18 protein-coding genes are annotated in these 19,823 nt (G+C 72.2%); 11 read left to right on the top strand and 7 right to left on the bottom strand.

Annotated features, from left to right (window positions below; translation table 11 throughout):
• Positions 1–92: 92 nt before the first annotated feature.
• Entirely contained in the window at positions 93–1,532 is a 1,440-nt protein-coding gene (locus ACIQCZ_RS03680; protein WP_402280208.1) for an NAD(P)H-quinone dehydrogenase, read from the bottom strand.
• A gap of 248 nt (positions 1,533–1,780) precedes the next feature.
• Here ACIQCZ_RS03680 and ACIQCZ_RS03675 point away from each other — a divergent pair, with 248 nt between their 5' ends.
• The 4 genes from ACIQCZ_RS03675 to ACIQCZ_RS03660 all read left to right on the top strand — a co-directional run bounded on the left by ACIQCZ_RS03675 (position 1,781) and on the right by ACIQCZ_RS03660 (position 6,943).
• Positions 1,781–2,218 (top strand): gamma-glutamylcyclotransferase, encoded by a 438-nt coding sequence (locus tag ACIQCZ_RS03675; RefSeq protein ID WP_351082125.1) that lies wholly within the window; start codon positions 1,781–1,783, stop codon positions 2,216–2,218.
• Between the two features lie 111 nt (positions 2,219–2,329).
• Positions 2,330–3,154 (top strand): purine-nucleoside phosphorylase, encoded by an 825-nt coding sequence (locus tag ACIQCZ_RS03670; RefSeq protein ID WP_266358490.1) that lies wholly within the window; start codon positions 2,330–2,332, stop codon positions 3,152–3,154.
• A 176-nt stretch (positions 3,155–3,330) separates the two neighbouring features.
• Positions 3,331–4,971 carry a phospho-sugar mutase gene (locus tag ACIQCZ_RS03665; protein WP_402279308.1) on the top strand — a complete coding sequence of 547 codons (1,641 nt, stop codon included), beginning with the start codon at positions 3,331–3,333 and terminating at the stop codon, positions 4,969–4,971.
• A 172-nt stretch (positions 4,972–5,143) separates the two neighbouring features.
• Positions 5,144–6,943 (top strand): hypothetical protein, encoded by a 1,800-nt coding sequence (locus ACIQCZ_RS03660; RefSeq protein WP_402279306.1) that lies wholly within the window; start codon positions 5,144–5,146, stop codon positions 6,941–6,943.
• Between the two features lie 79 nt (positions 6,944–7,022).
• On the opposite strand, the gene ACIQCZ_RS03655 is transcribed toward ACIQCZ_RS03660, so the two are convergent.
• The 5 genes from ACIQCZ_RS03655 to ACIQCZ_RS03635 all read right to left on the bottom strand — a co-directional run bounded on the left by ACIQCZ_RS03655 (position 7,023) and on the right by ACIQCZ_RS03635 (position 12,007).
• Entirely contained in the window at positions 7,023–8,144 is a 1,122-nt protein-coding gene (locus ACIQCZ_RS03655; protein WP_402279304.1) for a cation diffusion facilitator family transporter, read from the bottom strand.
• A gap of 179 nt (positions 8,145–8,323) precedes the next feature.
• Positions 8,324–9,517, bottom strand: coding sequence for an ABC transporter permease (locus tag ACIQCZ_RS03650; RefSeq protein WP_402279301.1), 1,194 nt, complete (start codon positions 9,515–9,517; stop codon positions 8,324–8,326).
• Entirely contained in the window at positions 9,514–10,242 is a 729-nt protein-coding gene (locus ACIQCZ_RS03645) for an ABC transporter ATP-binding protein (RefSeq protein ID WP_402279298.1), read from the bottom strand. The genes ACIQCZ_RS03650 and ACIQCZ_RS03645 overlap by 4 nt, the downstream gene beginning before the upstream one ends.
• Positions 10,239–11,318 (bottom strand): peptidoglycan-binding protein, encoded by a 1,080-nt coding sequence (locus tag ACIQCZ_RS03640; RefSeq protein WP_402279295.1) that lies wholly within the window; start codon positions 11,316–11,318, stop codon positions 10,239–10,241. The genes ACIQCZ_RS03645 and ACIQCZ_RS03640 overlap by 4 nt, the downstream gene beginning before the upstream one ends.
• A complete protein-coding gene (locus ACIQCZ_RS03635; protein ID WP_402279293.1) occupies positions 11,315–12,007 on the bottom strand; it encodes a hypothetical protein in 693 nt (230 codons plus the stop codon). The genes ACIQCZ_RS03640 and ACIQCZ_RS03635 overlap by 4 nt, the downstream gene beginning before the upstream one ends.
• A gap of 95 nt (positions 12,008–12,102) precedes the next feature.
• On the opposite strand from ACIQCZ_RS03635, the gene ACIQCZ_RS03630 reads away from it, so the two are divergent.
• From ACIQCZ_RS03630 to ACIQCZ_RS03605, 6 genes are all read left to right on the top strand, one after another.
• Positions 12,103–12,798 carry a response regulator transcription factor gene (locus ACIQCZ_RS03630; protein ID WP_402279290.1) on the top strand — a complete coding sequence of 232 codons (696 nt, stop codon included), beginning with the start codon at positions 12,103–12,105 and terminating at the stop codon, positions 12,796–12,798.
• Entirely contained in the window at positions 12,795–14,315 is a 1,521-nt protein-coding gene (locus ACIQCZ_RS03625) for an ATP-binding protein (protein WP_402279288.1), read from the top strand. Before ACIQCZ_RS03630 ends, ACIQCZ_RS03625 begins: the two co-directional genes overlap by 4 nt.
• Positions 14,312–14,806 (top strand): hypothetical protein, encoded by a 495-nt coding sequence (locus ACIQCZ_RS03620; RefSeq protein WP_402279286.1) that lies wholly within the window; start codon positions 14,312–14,314, stop codon positions 14,804–14,806. The genes ACIQCZ_RS03625 and ACIQCZ_RS03620 overlap by 4 nt, the downstream gene beginning before the upstream one ends.
• A 504-nt stretch (positions 14,807–15,310) precedes the next feature.
• The gene (locus ACIQCZ_RS03615; RefSeq protein WP_402279284.1) at positions 15,311–15,967 is read left to right on the top strand and encodes a hypothetical protein; all 657 of its coding nucleotides are present in this window, start codon (positions 15,311–15,313) and stop codon (positions 15,965–15,967) included.
• A 160-nt stretch (positions 15,968–16,127) separates the two neighbouring features.
• Positions 16,128–16,739 carry a TetR/AcrR family transcriptional regulator gene (locus tag ACIQCZ_RS03610; protein WP_402279282.1) on the top strand — a complete coding sequence of 204 codons (612 nt, stop codon included), beginning with the start codon at positions 16,128–16,130 and terminating at the stop codon, positions 16,737–16,739.
• Positions 16,736–17,773 carry a DMT family transporter gene (locus ACIQCZ_RS03605; protein ID WP_402279280.1) on the top strand — a complete coding sequence of 346 codons (1,038 nt, stop codon included), beginning with the start codon at positions 16,736–16,738 and terminating at the stop codon, positions 17,771–17,773. Before ACIQCZ_RS03610 ends, ACIQCZ_RS03605 begins: the two co-directional genes overlap by 4 nt.
• A gap of 244 nt (positions 17,774–18,017) precedes the next feature.
• Here ACIQCZ_RS03605 and ACIQCZ_RS03600 read toward each other — a convergent pair whose 3' ends face one another.
• The gene (locus tag ACIQCZ_RS03600) at positions 18,018–18,689 is read right to left on the bottom strand and encodes a PH domain-containing protein (protein ID WP_402279278.1); all 672 of its coding nucleotides are present in this window, start codon (positions 18,687–18,689) and stop codon (positions 18,018–18,020) included.
• A 124-nt stretch (positions 18,690–18,813) separates the two neighbouring features.
• Between ACIQCZ_RS03600 and deoC the strand changes: the two genes are divergently transcribed.
• Positions 18,814–19,815, top strand: coding sequence for a deoxyribose-phosphate aldolase (gene deoC, locus ACIQCZ_RS03595; protein ID WP_402280207.1), 1,002 nt, complete (start codon positions 18,814–18,816; stop codon positions 19,813–19,815).
• The last annotated feature ends 8 nt before the right edge of the window (positions 19,816–19,823 follow it).

Below are 19,823 nucleotides of genomic sequence, written 5' to 3'. Positions count from 1 at the left end.
TGATCACCCGGCGGTCACCCGGACACCCGACGCGCCAGGAGTTGCACGAGGGTTGCCGGGGATTGCCGGGGGTTGCCGGGCTCCGAAGCCTCTCAGGCCTCGCCCGCGAGCTTGCGGGTGTGCAACTGGCGGGCCACTTCCGCGATCGATCCCGACAGGGACGGGTACACGGTGAAGGCGTTCGCGATCTGTTCGACCGTCAAATTGTTGTCGACCGCGATCGAGATCGGGTGAATCAGCTCGCTCGCCCGCGGTGCGACGACACAGCCGCCGACCACGATCCCGGTGCCCGGCCGGCAGAAGATCTTGACGAAGCCGTCGCGTATGCCCTGCATCTTGGCGCGCGGGTTGCGCAGCAGCGGCAGCTTGACCACCCGGGCGTCTATCCGGCCCGCGTCGACATCGGCCTGGGTGTAGCCGACGGTGGCGATCTCGGGGTCGGTGAAGACGTTCGAGGAGACCGTCTTCAGATTCAGCGGTGCCACCGCGTCACCCAGGAAGTGGTACATCGCTATCCGGCCCTGCATGGCCGCGACCGAGGCGAGGGCGAAGATCCCGGTGACGTCACCGGCCGCGTAGACGCCGGGGGCGCTGGTGCGGGAGACCTTGTCGGTCCAGATGTGGCCGGACTCCTTGAGCCGGACCCCGGCCTCCTCCAGGCCCATGCCCGCGCTGTTCGGGATCGCGCCGACCGCCATCAGGCAGTGCGAACCGGAGATGACCCGGCCGTCGGCGAGGGTGACCTCGACCCGGTCGCCGACCCGCTTGGCCGCCTGGGCACGGGAGCGGGCCATGACGTTCATGCCGCGGCGACGGAAGACGTCCTCCAGCACGGCGGCCGCGTCCGGGTCCTCGCCCGGCAGCACCCGGTCGCGGGACGAGACGAGGGTGACGCGCGAGCCGAGCGCCTGGTAGGCGCCCGCGAACTCGGCACCCGTCACACCGGAGCCGACCACGATGAGCTCCTCGGGGAGCTCGTCGAGGTCGTATACCTGGGTCCAGTTCAGGATGCGCTCACCGTCGGGAAGCGCATCCGGAATCTCCCGGGGGTGGCCACCGGTCGCGATCAGCACGGCGTCGGCGGTGAGGGTCTCCTCCGTGCCGTCGGCGGCGGTCACGACGACCTGGCGGGAGCCGTCGGCGGCCTGGAGGCCGTCGAGGCGGCCCCGGCCCCGCATCACGCGCGCCCCCGCACGGGTGACGGAGGCGGTGATGTCGTGGGACTGGGCGAGCGCCAGGCGCTTCACCCGTCGGTTGACCTTGCCGAGGTCGACGCCGACGACGCGGGCCGCCTGCTCGACGTGCGGGGTGTCGTCCGCGACGATGATGCCCAACTCCTCGTACGAAGAGTCGAACGTCGTCATCACCTCGGCCGTCGCGATCAGGGTCTTCGAGGGCACGCAGTCGGTGAGCACGGACGCGCCGCCGAGGCCGTCGCAGTCGACGACGGTCACCTCCGCGCCGAGCTGGGCGCCCACCAACGCCGCCTCGTACCCGCCGGGTCCGCCGCCGATGATCACGATCCGGGTCACGAAAAGTCCGCCTCGCATGTGTCATCCCGCGGCCGTCCGCTGCCCCGGCCGGGGGTCCGGGGGGTCGCCCCGGGGAATGCAGTACGTACTTCATTGTCCCGCACGCGCCAAGGTGCTTCGCCCCGGGGCCCTCCATACGTGCACCAGGACATGCGCGACGGGGGTCCGGAACAGGAAACGGAACCCCGTACGGGGTCTTCCTCACAGGAATCGACGTTCTCCCCACCACCTCCCGTACCCTCGAACCCATGTCGCTCTACGCCGCGTACGCCGGCAACCTCGACGCGCGGCTGATGACGCGCCGCGCACCGCATTCCCCGCTGCGCGGCACCGGCTGGCTCAACGGCTGGCGGCTGACCTTCGGCGGGGAGCAGATGGGCTGGGAAGGCGCGCTCGCCACGGTCGTGGAGGCCCCCCGTTCCCAGGTCTTCGTGGCGCTGTACGACATCGCGCCGATGGACGAGGACTCCATGGACCGGTGGGAGGGCGTCGGTCTGGACATCTACCGGCGGATGCGGGTGCGCGTGCACACCCTGGACGGCGAGGAGCCGGCCTGGATGTATGTGCTGAACGGGTACGAGGGCGGGCTGCCGTCCGCCCGCTATCTGGGCGAGATCGCGGATGCCGCGGAGTCCGCGGGCGCGCCGCACGACTATGTGATGGAACTGCGCAAGCGACCCTGCTGACGCCGCCGACCCGGCGGACCAGCGCTTTTGTGTGAATGTACGAGGAAGCGGATGCAGTCTCTGCGCAAGAACATCTACGCGCGTAGGGAATCACCGGTTACCCTCATCCGCGTGAACGCATCAGTTATTCCGGACAACATCCAGGGCGACCCGTACGCCGCCGCCGCCGACGCCGCCGCCCGCCTGCGCGAGCTGACCGGCGCCGAGACCCACGACGTCGCGCTCGTGATGGGTTCCGGCTGGGCACCAGCGGGCGATGCGCTCGGCACCCCGGAGGCCGAGTTCCCGGTGACCGACCTGCCCGGCTTCCCGGCGCCCGCCGTGCAGGGGCACGGCGGCACGATCCGCTCGTACCGGATCGGCGAGAAGCGTGCCCTGGTCTTCCTCGGCCGGACGCACTTCTACGAGGGCCGCGGCGTCGCCGCCGTCGCCCACGGGGTGCGTACCGCCGTCGCCGCGGGCTGCAAGACCGTCGTCCTGACGAACGGCTGCGGCGGTCTGCGCGAGGGCATGCGCCCCGGCCAGCCGGTCCTGATCAGCGACCACATCAACCTGACCGCGGCGTCCCCCATCATCGGTGCCAACTTCGTCGACCTGACCGATCTGTACTCGCCGCGGCTGCGCGCGCTGTGCAAGGAGGTCGACGAGACCCTCGAAGAGGGTGTCTACGTGCAGTTCCCCGGCCCGCACTACGAGACCCCGGCCGAGATCAACATGGTCCGCGTCATGGGCGGCGACCTGGTCGGCATGTCCACCGTGCTGGAGGCGATCGCCGCACGGGAGGCGGGGGCCGAGGTGCTGGGCATCTCCCTGGTCACCAACCTGGCGGCGGGACTGAGCGGCGAGCCGCTCAACCATGAAGAGGTGCTGCAGGCCGGGCGCGACTCGGCCACGCGGATGGGGGCGTTGCTGGCACGGGTGCTCGAACGGATCTGAGCGGATCCGGCGGCGCCGGGGACGGGGTGCGATGCGGGTGCGGTGCGCCCGCGGCGGACCCGTCCCCGCCCGCCCCGTCCCGTGACCGGGGGCGCCGCCCCGGACGCCCGCTCCTCGAACGACGGAAGGGCTCGACCGTGACGAGCCCCGTCCCATCCCGCAGAAAGGCGGACACCGTGCAGCAGGACCTCATCGCGCAGGCCAGGACATGGCTGGCGGAGGACCCCGATCCCGAGACCCGCGACGAGCTCGCCAAGCTCATCGCCGCCGAGGACCTCGACGAGCTCGCCGCACGGTTCGCCGGCACGCTGCAGTTCGGCACGGCCGGACTCCGCGGCGAGCTGGGCGCCGGGCCGATGCGGATGAACCGCGCGGTCGTCATCCGTGCCGCGGCCGGGCTCGCCTCCTATCTCAAGGACGAGGGGGAGACCGGCGGACTGGTCGTCATCGGATACGACGCCCGCTACAAGTCGGCCGACTTCGCCCGCGACACCGCGGCCGTGATGACCGGCGCGGGCCTGCGCGCGGCGGTGCTCCCCCGTCCGCTGCCCACGCCCGTGCTGGCGTACGCCGTACGGCACCTGGGCGCCGTCGCGGGCGTCGAGGTGACCGCCAGCCACAATCCGCCCCGCGACAACGGCTACAAGGTCTATCTCGGCGACGGCTCGCAGATCGTCCCCCCGGCGGACGGCCGGATCGCCGCCGCCATCGCCGCGGTCGGCCCGCTCGACGGCGTGCCCCGTCCCGACGACGGCTGGGAGGTCCTCGGCGAAGAGGTCCTGGACGCCTACCTGGCCCGTACGGACACCGTGCTCGCCGCCGGATCGCCGCGTACCGCCCGCGTCGTGTACACGGCGATGCACGGAGTCGGTACGTCCGTGCTGACGGCCGCCTTCGACCGCGCCGGATTCCCCGCCCCGGTGCTCGTCGCCGAGCAGGCCGAGCCCGACCCCGCGTTCCCCACCGTCGCCTTCCCCAACCCGGAGGAGCCCGGCGCGATGGACCTCGCCTTCGCCACCGCGCGCCGTACGGACCCCGACATCGTCATCGCCAACGACCCGGACGCCGACCGCTGCGCCGTCGCCGTCCCGGACCCGGACGCCGACGGTGGCTGGCGGATGCTCCGCGGCGACGAGGTCGGAGCGCTGCTCGCCGCCCATCTGGTGGACCGCGGCGCGACCGGTGTCCTCGCCGAGTCGATCGTGTCCTCCTCGCTGCTCGGCCGGATCGCCCGGAAGGCGGGCCTCGGGTACGAGGAGACGCTCACCGGCTTCAAGTGGATCGCCCGCGTGGACGGTCTGCGGTACGGGTACGAGGAGGCGCTCGGCTACTGCGTCGACCCGGACGGCGTGCGCGACAAGGACGGCATCACGGCCGCGCTGCTCGTCGCCGAGCTCGCCTCCGTGCTCAAGGAGCGGGGACGTACGCTCCTCGATCTCCTCGACGACCTCGCGGTCGCCCACGGGCTGCACGCCACCGACCAGTTGTCGGTCCGGGTGGAGGACCTGTCGGTCATCGCGGACGCCATGCGGCGGCTGCGCGAACAGCCCCCGGCCGCGCTCGCCGGACTCGCCGTCACCTCGGCCGAGGATCTGTCCCTGGGCACCGAGCAGCTGCCGCCCACCGACGGGCTGCGCTACCGGCTCCAGGGCGCCCGGGTGATCGTCCGCCCGAGTGGTACCGAGCCGAAGCTCAAGTGCTATCTGGAGGTCGTGGTGCCGGTCGGTTCGGCGGCAGAGCTGCCCGCGGCCCGTGCGAAGGGTGCTCAGCTGCTCGCCGGGATCAAGCGGGACCTGGCGGCGGCAGCCGGGATCTGACACCGCGTCACCTCGTCGTCCGGGCCCGGGACCTGCCCGAGGTTCCGGGCCCAGCCGGCCCATGGGTCCCGAACTGGGTCCTGTGGCCCTCTCCGGACCGCTTCTTCCGCTTCTACGCTGCCCCCGGCAGACGGGGGTCGGTCGAGCGGGTCGCGCAGGGGGGCTCACAGGCATGCGGACGAAGAGCGGGCATCGAAGAAGGACGGACCGGGGGCAGACCGGCGTCGAATACCTCGGTCTCATCACCCTGGTGACGCTGCTGGTCGGCGCCATCGCGACCACGACCGTCTCGACCGGGCTGAACGACGGCTTCGCGACAGCCCTGTGCCGGCTGGTGCAGGTCGCCGGCGGCGGTGGTTCCTGCGACTCTGACAACGTTGCCGTCGACGGACAGGAGACGCCCGGTCCGCAGGATCCGGGGGCGCCGGAGCCCGAACCCGGGGAACCGATCACCGCTCCGGCTCCGTCGGCGTCACCCGCTCCGGACGAATCGGACGAGAAGGATCCGTTCCAGCCCGCCCGGTGCCTGCTGGCCGTGGACGACACCAAGGACACCGTCGTCGTCCAGATCCTGTTCATCAAGATCAGCCATTCCGAGCAGGTCAAGCTCTCGCAGTGGTCCGACGGCTCGGTCACCCTGGAGCGGATGAGCACCACCGGTGGCGGCGTCTCCGGCTCGATCGGTGCGAGCATTCCCGGCCTGAAGAAGTGGGGCGGTGGCGCTTCGCTCAGCGGAAGCTACATACGCGGCAGCGGCAGCGGCGGGCAGTGGATGTTCAACGCCCACAGGACGGATGACCCGAACGCCGACCTCGCGGCCAACCTCGACGAGGCGAAGCAGTTCTCCGAGTACCTCAAGAAGGCGGAGAAATGCCGTGACAAGACCGGCCCCCGCGCCTCCGAACTGGGCATGATCTGCAGCTACTGGGCCGACAAGGACAAGCCCGACGTGGATCCGGAGCGCGCTCCGGACATCGACATCACCAAGACCACCACCGAGGCCTCGGGCAGCGTCGGCTTCGGCGGCAAGTACGCGAAGAACGACAAGGAGGTCGCCGCCCTGCGGCAGACCATCGCCCACGAGGTGACGAGGAACAACCCGGGCGTCAAGGGCGAGGCCCTCGACAAGCTCATCAAGAACGCCCAGTCCAACAGCATCATCAAGGACGTGCCGGAGACCAGGAGCGTGGGCAACGTCTCCGCCGAGGGCGTGTCGGGCGCGCTCAGCAACGATGTGGTCGTCATGCGCCACAAGACCGGCCCGGACACCGGCAGGATCACCTTCGTCTACACCTTCTCGCTCAACGGCTCGGTCGGTCCCGGCGGCCAGGCGAGCGGATCGCGGATGCAGCAGGTCGCCGTCACCTACGACGCCGAGGCGTACGACCGCGAGGAGAAGGCGGGCGAGGCGCACCACCCGCAGAAGATGAAGATCACCACGAGCCAGGAGAGCGGCGGCAACGAGGGGGTGTCCGTCGGCGGAGGCGCCAACGCGGGCCCGGTGACCATCGACATCGGCGGAGGCGGCGGCGAAACGGAGTCGGATCTGCACACCGAGGTCGCCGAACTGGACCTCTCCGACGAGAAGGACAGCACCACGGCCGAGGACTGGCTGCGCGGACGCGGCAGCAACCCGGCCGACGAGGCGATGCCGTCGCCCTCCTCCATGGCCGAGCCGCTGACGCAGGACGCGTCCGCGATACGGCGGCTGCTGCACGACAAGGGGCAGCTGCAGCGGCTGGACTACAAGGTCGACACCGACTGGTGGAACGCCTCACTGGGTATCGGATTCGGTCTCTCCGCGGGCCGGTTCAGTCTCGGCTTCAAGCTCTTCGGGATCGACATCACCCACGAGCACCGGCAGCAGACCCTGACCGGCAACCCGGCCTACGCGAGCGCACCGGGGCCGGACGGCACACGGCCGTGGAAGGACTTCACGAACTGCTCCCGCACCAGGCCCGTCACGGCCTGAGCGGCTCCGGGGCCCGGCCGTGGTCACCCCCGGCCCCCGGCCGGGGGCCGGGGGCCGGGGGCGACCACGACCAAAGGCCTCATCGGCCGATCGTCCCAGCCGTCACCGGCGGTGGCCCCGGCCGCTCGGCATGGTGGACGAGGGCCGCGTGCGGGTCCCTGCTGCCGATGGGGGCGTGGTCGGTATGGACGGTCGCGGCGGTCAGCCGCTCAATCGCGTGGATCAGGGCGTGCTCGGCGTCGACGGCCAGCTCATGCGCCTGGACGACCGTCAGCCGCGGATCGACCACGATGTCGGCCTCGGCGCGCAGGACATGGCCGATCCACCGCATCCGCACCTGTCCGATGTCCAGAACCCCCTCCACACCGCGCAGCGCGCGCTCCGCGGCTTCGACCGAGGCGGGGTCGACCGAGTCCATCAGACGCCGGTAGACCTCGCGGGCGGCGTCCTTGAGCACCAGCAGGATGGCGAGAGTGATCAGCAGACCGACGACCGGGTCCGCCGCCCGCCATCCGAGTGCGGCGCCGCCGGCCCCCAGGAGGACGGCGAGCGAGGTGAAGCCGTCGGTACGGGCGTGCAGGCCGTCGGCGACCAGCGCGGCGGAGCCGATCCTCCGGCCGGTCCGGATGCGGTAGCGGGCGACCCACTCATTGCCGACGAACCCGGTCAGGGCAGCCGCGGAGACCGCCCACAGATGGGTCATGTCACGGGGGTCGAGCAGCCGGTCGACGGCCACCCAGGCGGCCAGGGCCGCGGACGCCGCGACGGTCACCACGATGAGAACGCCGGCCAGGTCCTCGGCGCGGCCGTAACCGTAGGTGTAACGGCGGTTCGCCGCCCGCCGCCCGAGCACGAAGGCGATGCCCAGCGGGACGGCGGTCAGCGCGTCGGCGGCATTGTGGATCGTGTCGCCGAGCAGCGCCACCGAGCCGGACAGGGCGACGATCGCGGCCTGGACCACGGTGGTCGCCCCCAGGACCGCCAGGGAGATCCACAGGGTGCGCATCCCCTCGCGGGAGGTCTCCATCACCGCGTCGACCTTGTCACCGGCCTCATGACCGTGCGGCGTGAACACATGGGCGAGCCGGTGCCGCAGCCGCGTCGGCAGCGCGCCTCCCGCCCCGTGCCGGTGCTCGGTGCCGGTGCGGCCGGGCTCGTGATGGTGGTGGTCGCGTGTACGCGTGTGCCGATTGCCCTCCATGACCTCACCGTGGCACAGGGAATCGATTGCGGCTACCACCGTCATACGCCCTGCGACCAGGTGCGATGTCCTCGCATGTGCGGCTGGGGCGCGTGTGGCACGCCCACCCCGGACCAGCGGTCGCGCATCCGGCGTCGCGCACGTGGGGCGCACGGGGCGCCGCCCCGTACGCCCCCGCCTCACGTCGCGTTCAGCGCCACCGTCGGGTGGAGACGGGAGGCGCGGATCGCCGGATAGAGGCCGGCGATCACGCCGATCAGGAGGGTGGCTGCCAGGCCGCCCGCCAGGGACCAGGGCGGGACCACCGCCGTCCAGCCCTGGACCCGCGCGAAACCGAACGTCGCTGCCGCGCCCATCAGCGCGCCCGTCGCGCCGCCCAGGGCCGACAGCAGCAGCGACTCGGTGAGGAACTGGAGCCGGATCGCGCCCCGGGTCGCGCCCAGCGAGCGGCGCAGGCCGATCTCCTGGCGGCGTTCCAGGACGGAGATGACCATGGTGTTGGCGACGCCCACCCCGCCCACCAGGAGGGCCACCGCGCCCAGGCCGAGCATCAGGGTCGTCAGGCCCTTGTCGGTGGCGGCCTTGGCGGCCAGCGCGTCCGAGGGGCGGGAGACCCTGACGCTCGCCTCGTTGCCGGGACTGATGGTGCGGGCCAGGATCGCCCGTACGTCCTCCACCGAGGCGTCCGTGGAGCGCTCGAAGACGGTGGTGGGGTGGCCGTCGAAGCCGAAGTAGCTCTCGGCGGCCGGGAATCCGACCATGGCCACCCGGTCCAGGGTGGGGACCAGTTCGAGCGGCTTGAGGATGCCGACGACGACCACACGGGTGTCGTTCATCATGATCGTCTCGCCGGTGCGGGTGATGCCGAGGCGCTGCGCCGCCACCGCGCCGAGGACCGTCACGGGGAGGCGTTCGTCGGCCGGGTCCAGCCAGGCGCCCGTGTCGACCTCGCCGCCGAGCGTGGACAGCAGGTCGATGCGGGCCGCCTGGGCGGTGACGCCGGCGGTGCGCTCCTGGGGGACCACGTCGCTGCGGCGGATCCGGGCGTCGACGTCGGCGGTGGCCGTGGCGTGCTGCACCGGGCCGACGCGCTCCACCATCGCGACCGCGTTCCTGGGGAGCTTGACCGGCTTTCCCATGGGGTCCTCGCTCGCCTCGGCGGTGAGGAGGTTGGTGCCGAGACGGTCGAGCTGGGCCATCAGGCCCGCGCGGCTCGACTCGGACAGGCCGACGACCGCGACCATGGTCGCGATGCCGATGGCGATGCCGAGCGCCGAGAGCACCACGCGCGCGCGGCGGGCACGCAGGCCGACCGCGCCGACGCGGAGGATGTCGCGGGGGGAGAGACGGGCGGGTCTGAGGTCGTTCCTCATGGGCCGGCCCCTTCCGTGCGGGGGGCGGGGCGCGCGCCGGAGCGCGAGTCCGAGACGATCTCGCCGTCCTTGAACCGGACCCGGCGCGGCAGCGAGTCCGCGATCTCGTTGTCGTGGGTGATCACGCAGATGGTGGTGCCGGACGCGTTCAGCTCGTGCAGCAGCTCCATGACGATCTTCCCGGACGCGGTGTCCAGTGCCCCGGTCGGTTCGTCCGCCAGCAGCAGCCGGGGCTCCCCCACCAGGGCGCGGGCGATGGCCACGCGCTGTTTCTCGCCGCCGGACAGCTCGTTCGGCGTGTGCGAGCAGCGGTGTTCCAGCCGGACCCCGGCGAGCGCTTCCCGCGCACGCGCACGCCGTTCCCTCAGCGGAACGCCCGCGTACAGCAGCCCGTCGGCGACGTTGTCCACCGCGTCGCGCCCCGCCGCCAGGTGGAAGTGCTGGAACACGAAGCCGATGTGGCGGGCGCGCAGCGCGGAGAGCCGGGAGTCGGAGAGCCGGGACACGTCGTACCCGGCGACCTCGACGGTGCCCGTGGTGGGCTTGTCGAGGGTGCCCATGACATTGAGCATGGTGGACTTGCCGGAGCCGGACGGGCCGACGACGGCGAGCAGTTCGCCCGCTTCGACGGTGAGGTTCACTCCGCGCAGGGCGTGGACGCCGCCGGGGTACGACTTGGTGGCGTCCCGCAGTTCGATCACCGCGTCGTCCGATGAGACCGTCATGACTTCGCCGCTCCGACCTTCATGCCCTCGCGCAGGTCCGGGCCGCTGACCTCGATCTGTCCGTCGGCGGTCATGCCCGTCTCCACCCGCACCGTCCTCGAGGTGGTGCCCGTCACGACCTGGAGGCCGTAGCCGCCGTTCTCGCCGCGCAGGGCGACGACCGCCTCGACGGGGACCGCGAGGACACCCCTGTGCGCCTCGCTGACGAACTTCACGCTCGCCGACGCCTTGGCGTCCTCGCCGGACGCGGCGCCGGCCCCGCCGTCCAGGACGACCTCGACGGTGATGCCGTCCTGCGCGCCCGCTCCGCCCCCGGACGCGGGCTCCTCGGGTCGCACCGTCCCGGCGACCTTGCCGGACACGGTCCTCCCGCTCGGCAGGGTGACCTCGACCTTGGTTTTCCCGGAGACGAGCGCGCCGTCGGTCTGGTCCAGTTCCGCCCGTACGACGGGCTTGGTGGAGGCGATCGTCAGGACCGGGGTGTCCGGTCCGACCTGGTCGGCGAGCGCCGCGTCGGCGGCGACCACCTTGACCCGGCCGGGCTGGAAGACGACATCGCCCCTGCCGACCCTGCCGGTGGCCTCGCGGTTCAGGGACTTCTGCCACTGCTTGACGGCGGCCTCGGTGTCCTTGTCGTACCAGATGTCGACGAGCAGCTTCGACCCGTACCCCAAGTCGCGCAGATTGCGCTCCAGTTGGAGTACGTCACTGCCGCGGTCGCCCACCTTCATCTCGCGGAACATCGGGACCGGCCCATACAGGAGGGTGACGGGCTTGTCGTTCAGCTCGTACAGCGCCTGCCCCATGGCCACCGTCCTGCCTTCGGAAGCGGCGACCGTGACCGTGCCCTCGACGGCGGACTTGACGGGGCGGCGCTGCGCGAAGTCGAGCCTGCCGTCGACCGTCTTGGACTGCACGAGGTCGGTGCGTACGACGGTCGCGGTGGCCGGCGGCAGGTCGCCGCCCTTCCCCGAGGCGCCCGCGTCGCCGCCGTCGCCGAGGAACAGGACGCCCCCGGTGACGGCGGCGGCGACGGTCACCGCGCCGAGCGCGAGAGGAATGCCGCGGTGCTTCACTGCATGCCGTCCAGACCGTCGAGCAGCTTCGACTTGCACGCCTCGCGGGCCTGCTTGTACGACGGTGAATCCGAATCGATGGACGGGGACCCCGGGTTCGGGTCGCCGCCGGGGATCGCGTTGCCGCCGCTCATGGTCGGGTTGGTGAACCTGGAGACGCCGTTGTCCCGCATGCACTTGGCGTGCGCGAGCATCGACTCGTAGGACTTCTGCTGGTCGCGCTTGGGCTCGACCGCCATGACGGCCTGCAGTTCGGGCACGCACACGTTGTTCTTTCCGGCCTTGATGCCGTCATTGCGGCCGGGCTGGGAGCCGAGCTCGTTGACCTTCGTCCAGTCGAGGTAGCCGCTGAGCTTGGGGTCGGGGTACTCCTCGTAGCCGCCCTTGGCACGCATGCACTGGACGAACTTCGTCTGTGCGTCGTAGAAGGCGCTCTTGCCCGCGGGCCCGGTGCTCGGCCCGCTCCCGCCCTTCGTGGCGCCCGCGGTCGGCGCGTCCGGTACGTCGGCGATCGTCGCGTTCTTCTTCGCCCCGTCGGCGCTGTCGTCACCGCCGCCGCACGCGGCGCAGAGGGCGAGTACGGGCACGGCCACGAGGGTGGCCACACGCAGCCGGGCGGTGGCGCGGGGGTTCGTCCTGAGGAAGCTCATGCGCTTCACGCTCGCCGCCGCGGATGATGGCCCGTCCATGGGCACATGATGGGAACGTAACAATGCCCTCGACCTGCGCGTCCGCCCCCGTACGGAGTGGGCGGGAAGGTCCCGGCGTGCTCATAATCGGCCCCATGCCGCATGTACTGCTCATCGAGGACGACGCGTCCGTACGGGACGGAATGGAGCTCGTGCTGCGCCGGCACGGGTACGACGTCGACACCGCCGCCACCGGCGAGCAGGCCCTCGCCCTGCTGGACGGTCCCGGGGGCGGGAAGGTCGAGCTGGCCGTGCTGGATCTGATGCTGCCCGGCATGGACGGCTTCGAGGTGTGCCGTCGCATCCGCGCCAGGACCACCGCCATGCCGGTCATCATGCTGACCGCGCGCGGCGACGACTCGGACATCGTGACCGGCCTGGAGGCGGGCGCCGACGACTATGTGGTCAAGCCGGTCACCGCCCCCGTGCTGGAGGCCCGCATCCGGGCCGCGCTGCGGCGCGCGGAACCGTCCGGGCAGGCGCAGAAGGCGGACGCCGGCTTCGCCGGGCTGGTGATCGACCGCGCCGGACTGACCGTCACCAAGCGCGGCGTCCCCATCGCGCTGCCGCCCGGCGAGCTGCGGCTGCTGCTGGAGCTGTCGGCCTCCCCCGGCCGGGTCCTCAGCCGCGAGCAGCTCCTCGAATCCATCTGGGACCACACCTTCCTGGGCGACTCCCGGCTGGTGGACGCGGCGGTCGGCCGGCTGCGGGCCAAGATCGAGGACGTGCCCGGGAAGCCGCGGTACATACAGACGGTGCGGGGCTTCGGCTACCGCTTCGGGCCGCTGTGAGCCGTACGGACCGAGGCGGGCGCGGCGCCGCGACGACGGGGCGCACCCGGCGGCTGGTCGGCGGGCTGCGCACCCGGCTCGTCGTCACGTTCGTCGTCGTCGCCCTCGTCAGTGCGGTGACCGCGACCGCCCTCGCCTACCGGGACGCCCGCACCGCCGTCCTCCAGCGCACCCAGAACGCCGCCGTGAACGACCTCCGGGAGCGGGTCACCGCGGTCGCCGCCGACTTCGACGTACCGCCCGACCAGCGGGCGCTGGCCCGGTTCGCGGTGAAGGTCTCGGACGGCATCGGCTCCCGCATCGTGGTCGCCCGCTACCAGGACCTCGTCGCGGTCTCCGACTCGCTCGCCGACACGGAGGGACGGATCACCGCCGAACTGCGCGCCGCCGTGCGCGCCGGGGGCGGGGCCCGGTTCCAGCGGGTGATGTGGCGGGGCGAGCCCTATCTGGTCGTCGGCATGCCGGTGCGGTACGCCGACGGGGACCAGCGCACCTCCGGCCTGGAGGTCTTCGCGATCACCGATCTGCGGGCCGAACGCGACGACACCGCCGCCCTGCTGGACTCCGTGCGGACGGGCGTCGCGCCGGTGGTGCTGCTGGCCGCCGTCCTGGCGCTGCTGGCCGCGGGGACGGTCCTTCGTCCGGTACGGAAGCTGGGCCGGGCCACCCGTGAGCTCGCGGCCGGAGACCTCGGCAGCCGGGTCGCCGTCACCGGGCACGACGAACTGGCCGACCTGGCAAGGACGTTCAACGAGTCCGCCGACGCGCTCCAGGCCTCCGACGCGGAACTGCGCGAGCAGGAGGCGAAGGCACGCCGCTTCGTGGCGGACGTGTCGCACGAACTGCGCACCCCCCTCGCGGCGATGACGATGGTGGCCACCGTCCTGGAGGAGGACGCCGACCAGCTCCCGCCGGACGCCGCGCGGGCGGCGCGCACCGTCGGCGCGGAGACGGCACGGCTGGCCCGGCTGGTCGAGGACCTGATGGAGATCTCCCGCTTCGACGCCAAGGCGGTACGGCTGAACGCGACCGAAACGGACCTCGCCGACACCGTGCGGGCCTCGCTGGCGCTGCGCGGCTGGACGGACCGGGTGCGGACAGATCTCCAGGAGGACGTACGGGCGGTCGTCGACCGGCGTCGCATCGACGTGATCGTCGCGAATCTGGTGGGCAACGCGCTGCGGCACGGAGCCCCGCCGATCACGGTGACCCTCGGGACGGCTCTCGCGGCGGACGGGGCATGGGTGACGCTGGAGGTCGCCGACCGCGGCCCCGGGCTGCCGCCGGGGGCCCGGGAGCGGGTCTTCGACCGGTTCTACAAGGCGGACGAGGCCCGTACGCGCGGCACGGCCGACGACAGCGGACAGGGCAGCGGGCTCGGCACGGCGATCGCGCTGGAGAACGCGCGGCTGCACGGCGGCACGATCGACGTGGCCGACGCGGCCGATGGACCACGGAGCGGCGCGGTGTTCACACTGCGGCTGCCCCTGCGACGTACGGAGGAGGACGCGGAGTGAAGGTCCGGCAGGGAGTCGTGGTGGCCGCACTGGGAATCGCCCTCGTGGGCTGCGGCGTCCAGCCGACCGGGGTGATAGGCGCGGGCGAGTCCGCGTCCGGGCCGACGCGCGGAATCCGGCTGTACTACGCGTCCGCCGGTGGGCTGCGCGGAGTGCCCGTGCCGGACGTCGATATCAAGAACCTCGCCTCGGTGGTGAAGCTGCTCCTCCAGGGGCCGCCGCCCTCCGCGCAGGACGACGGGCTCACCTCTTTCGTCGAGCTCCCCGGCTTCTCGGCGACCGGAACGGGCACCCGGGTCACGCTGCGCCTCGACGGCCCCTATCCGCAGACGGGGCGCGACCAGGGCACGGGGCAGCTGGTGTGCACGCTGGCACGCGCCCAGTCCGTACTCGACCGGAAGGTCAGGACCGACGACGTCGAGGTCACCGTGCGGCCGTCCGAAGGCGCCGCGCTGGGCCCCTACCGGTGTGCGGACTTCCTCAACAGGTGAGGCGGGCACGCGGGTTGACGGTGGGTCTCCGGTTGGACGGCCGCGTCGCCGTCCACGATCCGCACCGTCCCGTACCGCGCCGTGAGCATGAAGCCGATGCCTCGGCCACCCGAACGGATCAAGTGCCGAGCGCATCGGCGAAGGCACGGCCCCGTGCACGGCCGACGGGGCCGGGCCGACGCCCGTACCCGCAGGCAGCCCGGACGGGAGAGGGGCCCGGCGGCTCCCGCCCGGACCGTGTCAATGAACGACACGCCGCTTCCGGGCCGAGCGGGTGCCGGAAGGTCGCCCGGACAGGCGAACGACGCATCAATTCACCTGCGCACAAAGGATTCCGATGGGCCGTCGGATTGCACCTGAATGGCATACGGGTGGCCGCCGTCCCGACCGGCACCGCGGGATCAGCATTTCGACACGCCCGATATGACAGGTATGGGGGGTGAAAGTACGTTCAGTCACGGGTCGACTGCGCAGCCGACCTCTCTCTGAGACAGGAGAAGTGACATGGCTAAACGTTCCACCGTGATCGTCGGCACGGTCGCGGCCGCCGCGGCCCTGATCGCCACCGGCAGCACCCTCACCTCGGCCGCCACCTCCGAGCCGACCCAGGTGGCCCCGGCGGCCCCGGCGCCCCCGATCGTCCAGCAGGCCGCCGTCCCCGCCCCCGCGCCCGCCGCCGTCCCCGACGGTGCGGCCGACACCGGAAAGGGCAACGGAGGCGGGGGCGACGAGGGCAGAGGGGACGACGAGGGCCGGGGCGGCGAAGGAGGCAGAGGCGACGAAGGCGGCAGAGGCGGCGACGATCGCGGCTACGGCGAGGGCCGGGGCGGCGGCAGGGGCGGCGAAGGCCGCGGCGGGCGCGAGCGCGAGGGCTGGATCCACTTCAACGATCGCACGTACTCCGCGACCCCCGGCGGCTGCATCACCGCCGCCAGCGGCCTCGGCTCCACGAGCTTCAACATCTACAACGACAGCTGGCGGACGGTGGAGGTCTTCAGCGGGGCGACCTGCGACAACGGCGCCCCCGTCGCCACCGTCGGACCGCACGGTGCCACCAATGGCGTGTTCCCGCGGCGCGTCGAAGGAGGCATCTTCGTCCCCGACGGGGTGGGGGCGAGCTTCCGGGTGATCGGGCACGACGACTACGACTACGACTGGTGACCGAGCCGCCCGCATGACATGACACGGACCCCGGCCCGCCGGAATCGGGCCGGGGTCCGCGCACGAGCAGCCCCCGAGGCGGCTTCGACGACCGGATCCCGGCAGCGCCGCCCTTCTATTATTAGGTAGACTGGTCTACCTAATCTGGAGAGGGGCAGGAATGACCGATCCGAAGGCCGGCGACAAGCAGCCGGTGACGCGGCGACGCGGGGCGGCACGAGGACGGATCCTCGACGCCGCGGCGCGCCGGTTCTATGCCGACGGCGTGGCGGCGACGGGGATCGACACGATCACGGCCGAGGCCGGTGTGGCGAAGATGAGCCTCTACAACAACTTCGCCTCCAAGGCCGACCTCGTCTCCGCCTACCTCCAGGCCCGGCACGAGGAGTGGCTCGGCCTCTACCGACAGCGCCTGGCCGGGACGCGGAACCCGAGGGAGGGCGTGCTCGCGGTCTTCGACGCGTACGCGGACCACGCCGATCTCGCCTATGAGCACGGCTTCCGAGGATGCGGGCTGCTCAACGCCGCTGCCGAGCTGCCCAACGGACACGAGGGCCGGACAGTGGTGCGCCACCACAAGGAGCAGGTCGAGGACCTGCTCGTCACCCATCTCCGGCAGCTGCTGCCCGGCCAGGACGAGCGGGCCCGTGCCACGGCGGAGCATCTGGCGTTCCTGCTCGAAGGGGCCATCGTGCGCGCGGGCCTCGAAGGAGACGGCGTGCGCATGCGACGGGCGCGCGACATGGCGGCCCGCCTGGTGGACGGCCTGTGATCCGGCAGGCCGGGCGCGCCTTCGGACCCGGCGCGGGCGCGTTCGCCGTGCTGCTGGCCTCGGTGCTGTGGGGCACCACGGGCACCGCGGCCACCTTCGCGCCGCAGGTGGGGCCCCTGGCGATCGGCGCCGCGGCGATGGGCCTGGGCGGCCTGCTGCAGGCGCTCGTGGCCGGGCGTCGCATCGCACAGGCCCGCGCGGGGCTCGCGGCGCAGTGGCGGATCGTGCTCGTCGGGGGATCCGGCGTGGCGCTGTACCCGCCGGCGTTCTACACCTCCATGCATCTGGCCGGTGTCGCGGCGGGAACGGTCGTCTCGATCGGCTCGGCCCCGCTGGCCTCGGCCTTGATCGAACGGATCGTCGACCGGCGGCGGTTGTCCCGGCGATGGATGGCCGGGGCCGCCCTGGGACTGGCCGGCACCGTGCTGCTGTGTGCGGCCGAGGCCGCGCGGGGCGGTTCCGTGACCGGTGCGGGGTCCGCCCGGCAGACCGTCGCCGGCGTGGGGCTCGGGCTGGTCGCGGGCCTGGCCTACGCCGTGTACGCGTGGGCGGCGCACCGTCTCATCACTCGCGGCATCGCCTCCCGCGCGGCCATGGGAGCGGTGTTCGGGCTGGGCGGGCTGATGCTCGTGCCCGTGCTGTCGGCCACCGGCGCACCACTGATCGCCTCCTGGACGAACGCGGGCGTCGGCCTCTACATGGCACTGGTGCCGATGTTCATCGGATACGTCCTGTTCGGGTTCGGCCTGGCCCGCATCCCCGTGAGCACCGCGACGACCCTGTCCCTGCTGGAGCCCGCCGTGGCGGCGGTGTTCGCGGTGCTGGTCGTGGGCGAGCACCTGCCCGTCCTCGGCTGGACCGGGATCGCGCTCGTCATCGCCTGCCTCGGCGTACTGACCGTCCCCACCCGGCCCCTTCGAGCCCCTCGGCGTGTCACGGCGGGAACGCCGTCGCCGATTCCCCGGCGCCCGCGACACCCTCGGCGCCTTCGGACCGTGCCGCCGCCGACGGCCCGGCCGGCCGACGAGGGGTAGAAGCCGGGCACCGCCCCGTACGGATGCGCCCCGGCACCGCTTCAGAGCCTGTCGGGTGGCCTCCGACCGGGCGGCCACGCCCCGGTACGCACACTTCCCGCGTCGTCGTCGGTCGCCGGGGCTCCTTCCCCGAGCTCTCAGCCGCGTTCGAGCAGGGGAGATCCCATCCGACTCCCTCCTCCGCCTCGGAACCGCACGCACCGGACCGCGCCCGCCGTCCGGTCCGAGGCCACCCGACAGGCTCTCAGCCGGTCGCGAACAGCACCACCAGCAGCACCGCGCCCACCACCGCCGGTGCGATCAGCTCGTACGCCCAGCGCACCGAGACCGCGGAGGCCGAGGTCTCCTGCGATTCCGCGGACTTCGCCGTGCCCGCAGCCGCACCCGTCTTCGCGCGCTCCACCAGCTCCCGCAGGTCCGCCATGGTCCGGTCGGCCGTCGCCATGCGGGACTTGCTGTCCTGGACGTCGGCGTGCACCGAGGTCCTGCCGTACGGGTCCTCCACCGACTGCCGGGACTGCTGCCGGGCCGCCCTCTTCCGCTGGCGCAGCGACACCGGCACCGCCCACATCTGGTACTTGGTGCCGCCCTCGGTGAACAGCTCGCTCGAATACCCGGCCCGCAGATCCGCGACCGCGGTCCACGGCATGCTGATCGTCCGGAACGGGTTGCGGATCCTGATGCGCTGCTCGTTGGCGAACACGACGGGCCGCAGCGTGAACGCCACGACCAGCGGCACCGCCGTCAGCATCCCGGCCAGCGCCAGCCACGGCACCCGCCCGTGGCCCCGGAACGCGGCATCCCCGCCGATCCAGCAGATGAGCACAAGCAGCAGGACACCACCGACGATCCCGGCGGGCGACCGGAAGGTCCGGTCGGCGTAGGTCGGCTCGGCGGGTGGTGTGGGGCTCGTCATGGGCCCGATTCTGCCTGACGCGCGCAAGGGGTGCCGGGGCGCCCGCCCCCGTACCGCACTACGCTCGGACGAGCTGGCCCCCTGTACAGGCCGCTACGCGCGTAGATATGCTCCCCTGGTGACCATGCCCACCACAGCTCCCTCCCCCGAGCTCTCAGCTGCGTTCGAGCAGGGAGGTACTCCCCTCTCCGACGCGACCGCGTCCGACAGTGCGCTGCGCCGCTTCCTGCACGGGTTGCCCGGCGTCGACGCCGTCGGCCTCGAAGCGCGCGCCGCGTCCCTCGGAACCCGTTCGATCAAGACGACGGCCAAGGCGTACGCCATCGACCTGGCCATTTCGATGATCGACCTGACGACGCTGGAAGGCGCGGACACCCCGGGCAAGGTCCGGGCCCTCGCCGCCAAGGCCGTCCACCCCGACCCGACCGACCGCACGACCCCGCGCACCGCCGCGGTCTGCGTCTACCCCGACATGGCGGCGACCGCCGTCGCCGCGCTGGCCGGTTCCGGCGTGAAGGTGGCGTCCGTGGCGACGGCCTTCCCGGCCGGCCGCGCCGCGCTCGACGTCAAGCTCGCGGATGTCCGCGACGCCGTGGCCGCCGGGGCCGACGAGATCGACATGGTGATCGACCGGGGCGCCTTCCTCTCCGGCCGCTACCTCAAGGTCTACGAGGAGATCCTCGCCGTGAAGGCGGAGTGCGCGCGGCCCGACGGCGCCGACGCCCGGCTGAAGGTGATCTTCGAGACCGGCGAGCTGTCCACGTACGACAACATCCGCCGTGCCTCCTGGCTCGGCATGCTGGCGGGCGCGGACTTCATCAAGACGTCGACCGGCAAGGTCTCCACCAACGCCACGCCCGCGAACACCCTGCTGATGCTGGATGCCGTGCGCGACTTCCGGGCGCAGACCGGCGTACAGATCGGCGTGAAGCCGGCCGGCGGCATCCGCACCTCCAAGGACGCGATCAAGTTCCTGGTGCTGGTGAACGAGACCGCGGGCGCGGACTGGCTGGACAACCACTGGTTCCGCTTCGGCGCCTCCAGCCTGCTGAACGATCTGCTGATGCAGCGCCAGAAGCTCAGCACCGGCCGCTACTCCGGCCCCGATTACGTGACGGTGGACTGAGAACCCCA

Source organism: Streptomyces sp. NPDC093149 (assembly GCF_044754145.1).
Classification (GTDB): domain Bacteria; phylum Actinomycetota; class Actinomycetes; order Streptomycetales; family Streptomycetaceae; genus Streptomyces.
The sequence above is the reverse complement of the archived record's forward strand: the minus strand, read 5'-3'. Positions and strand labels throughout refer to the sequence as shown.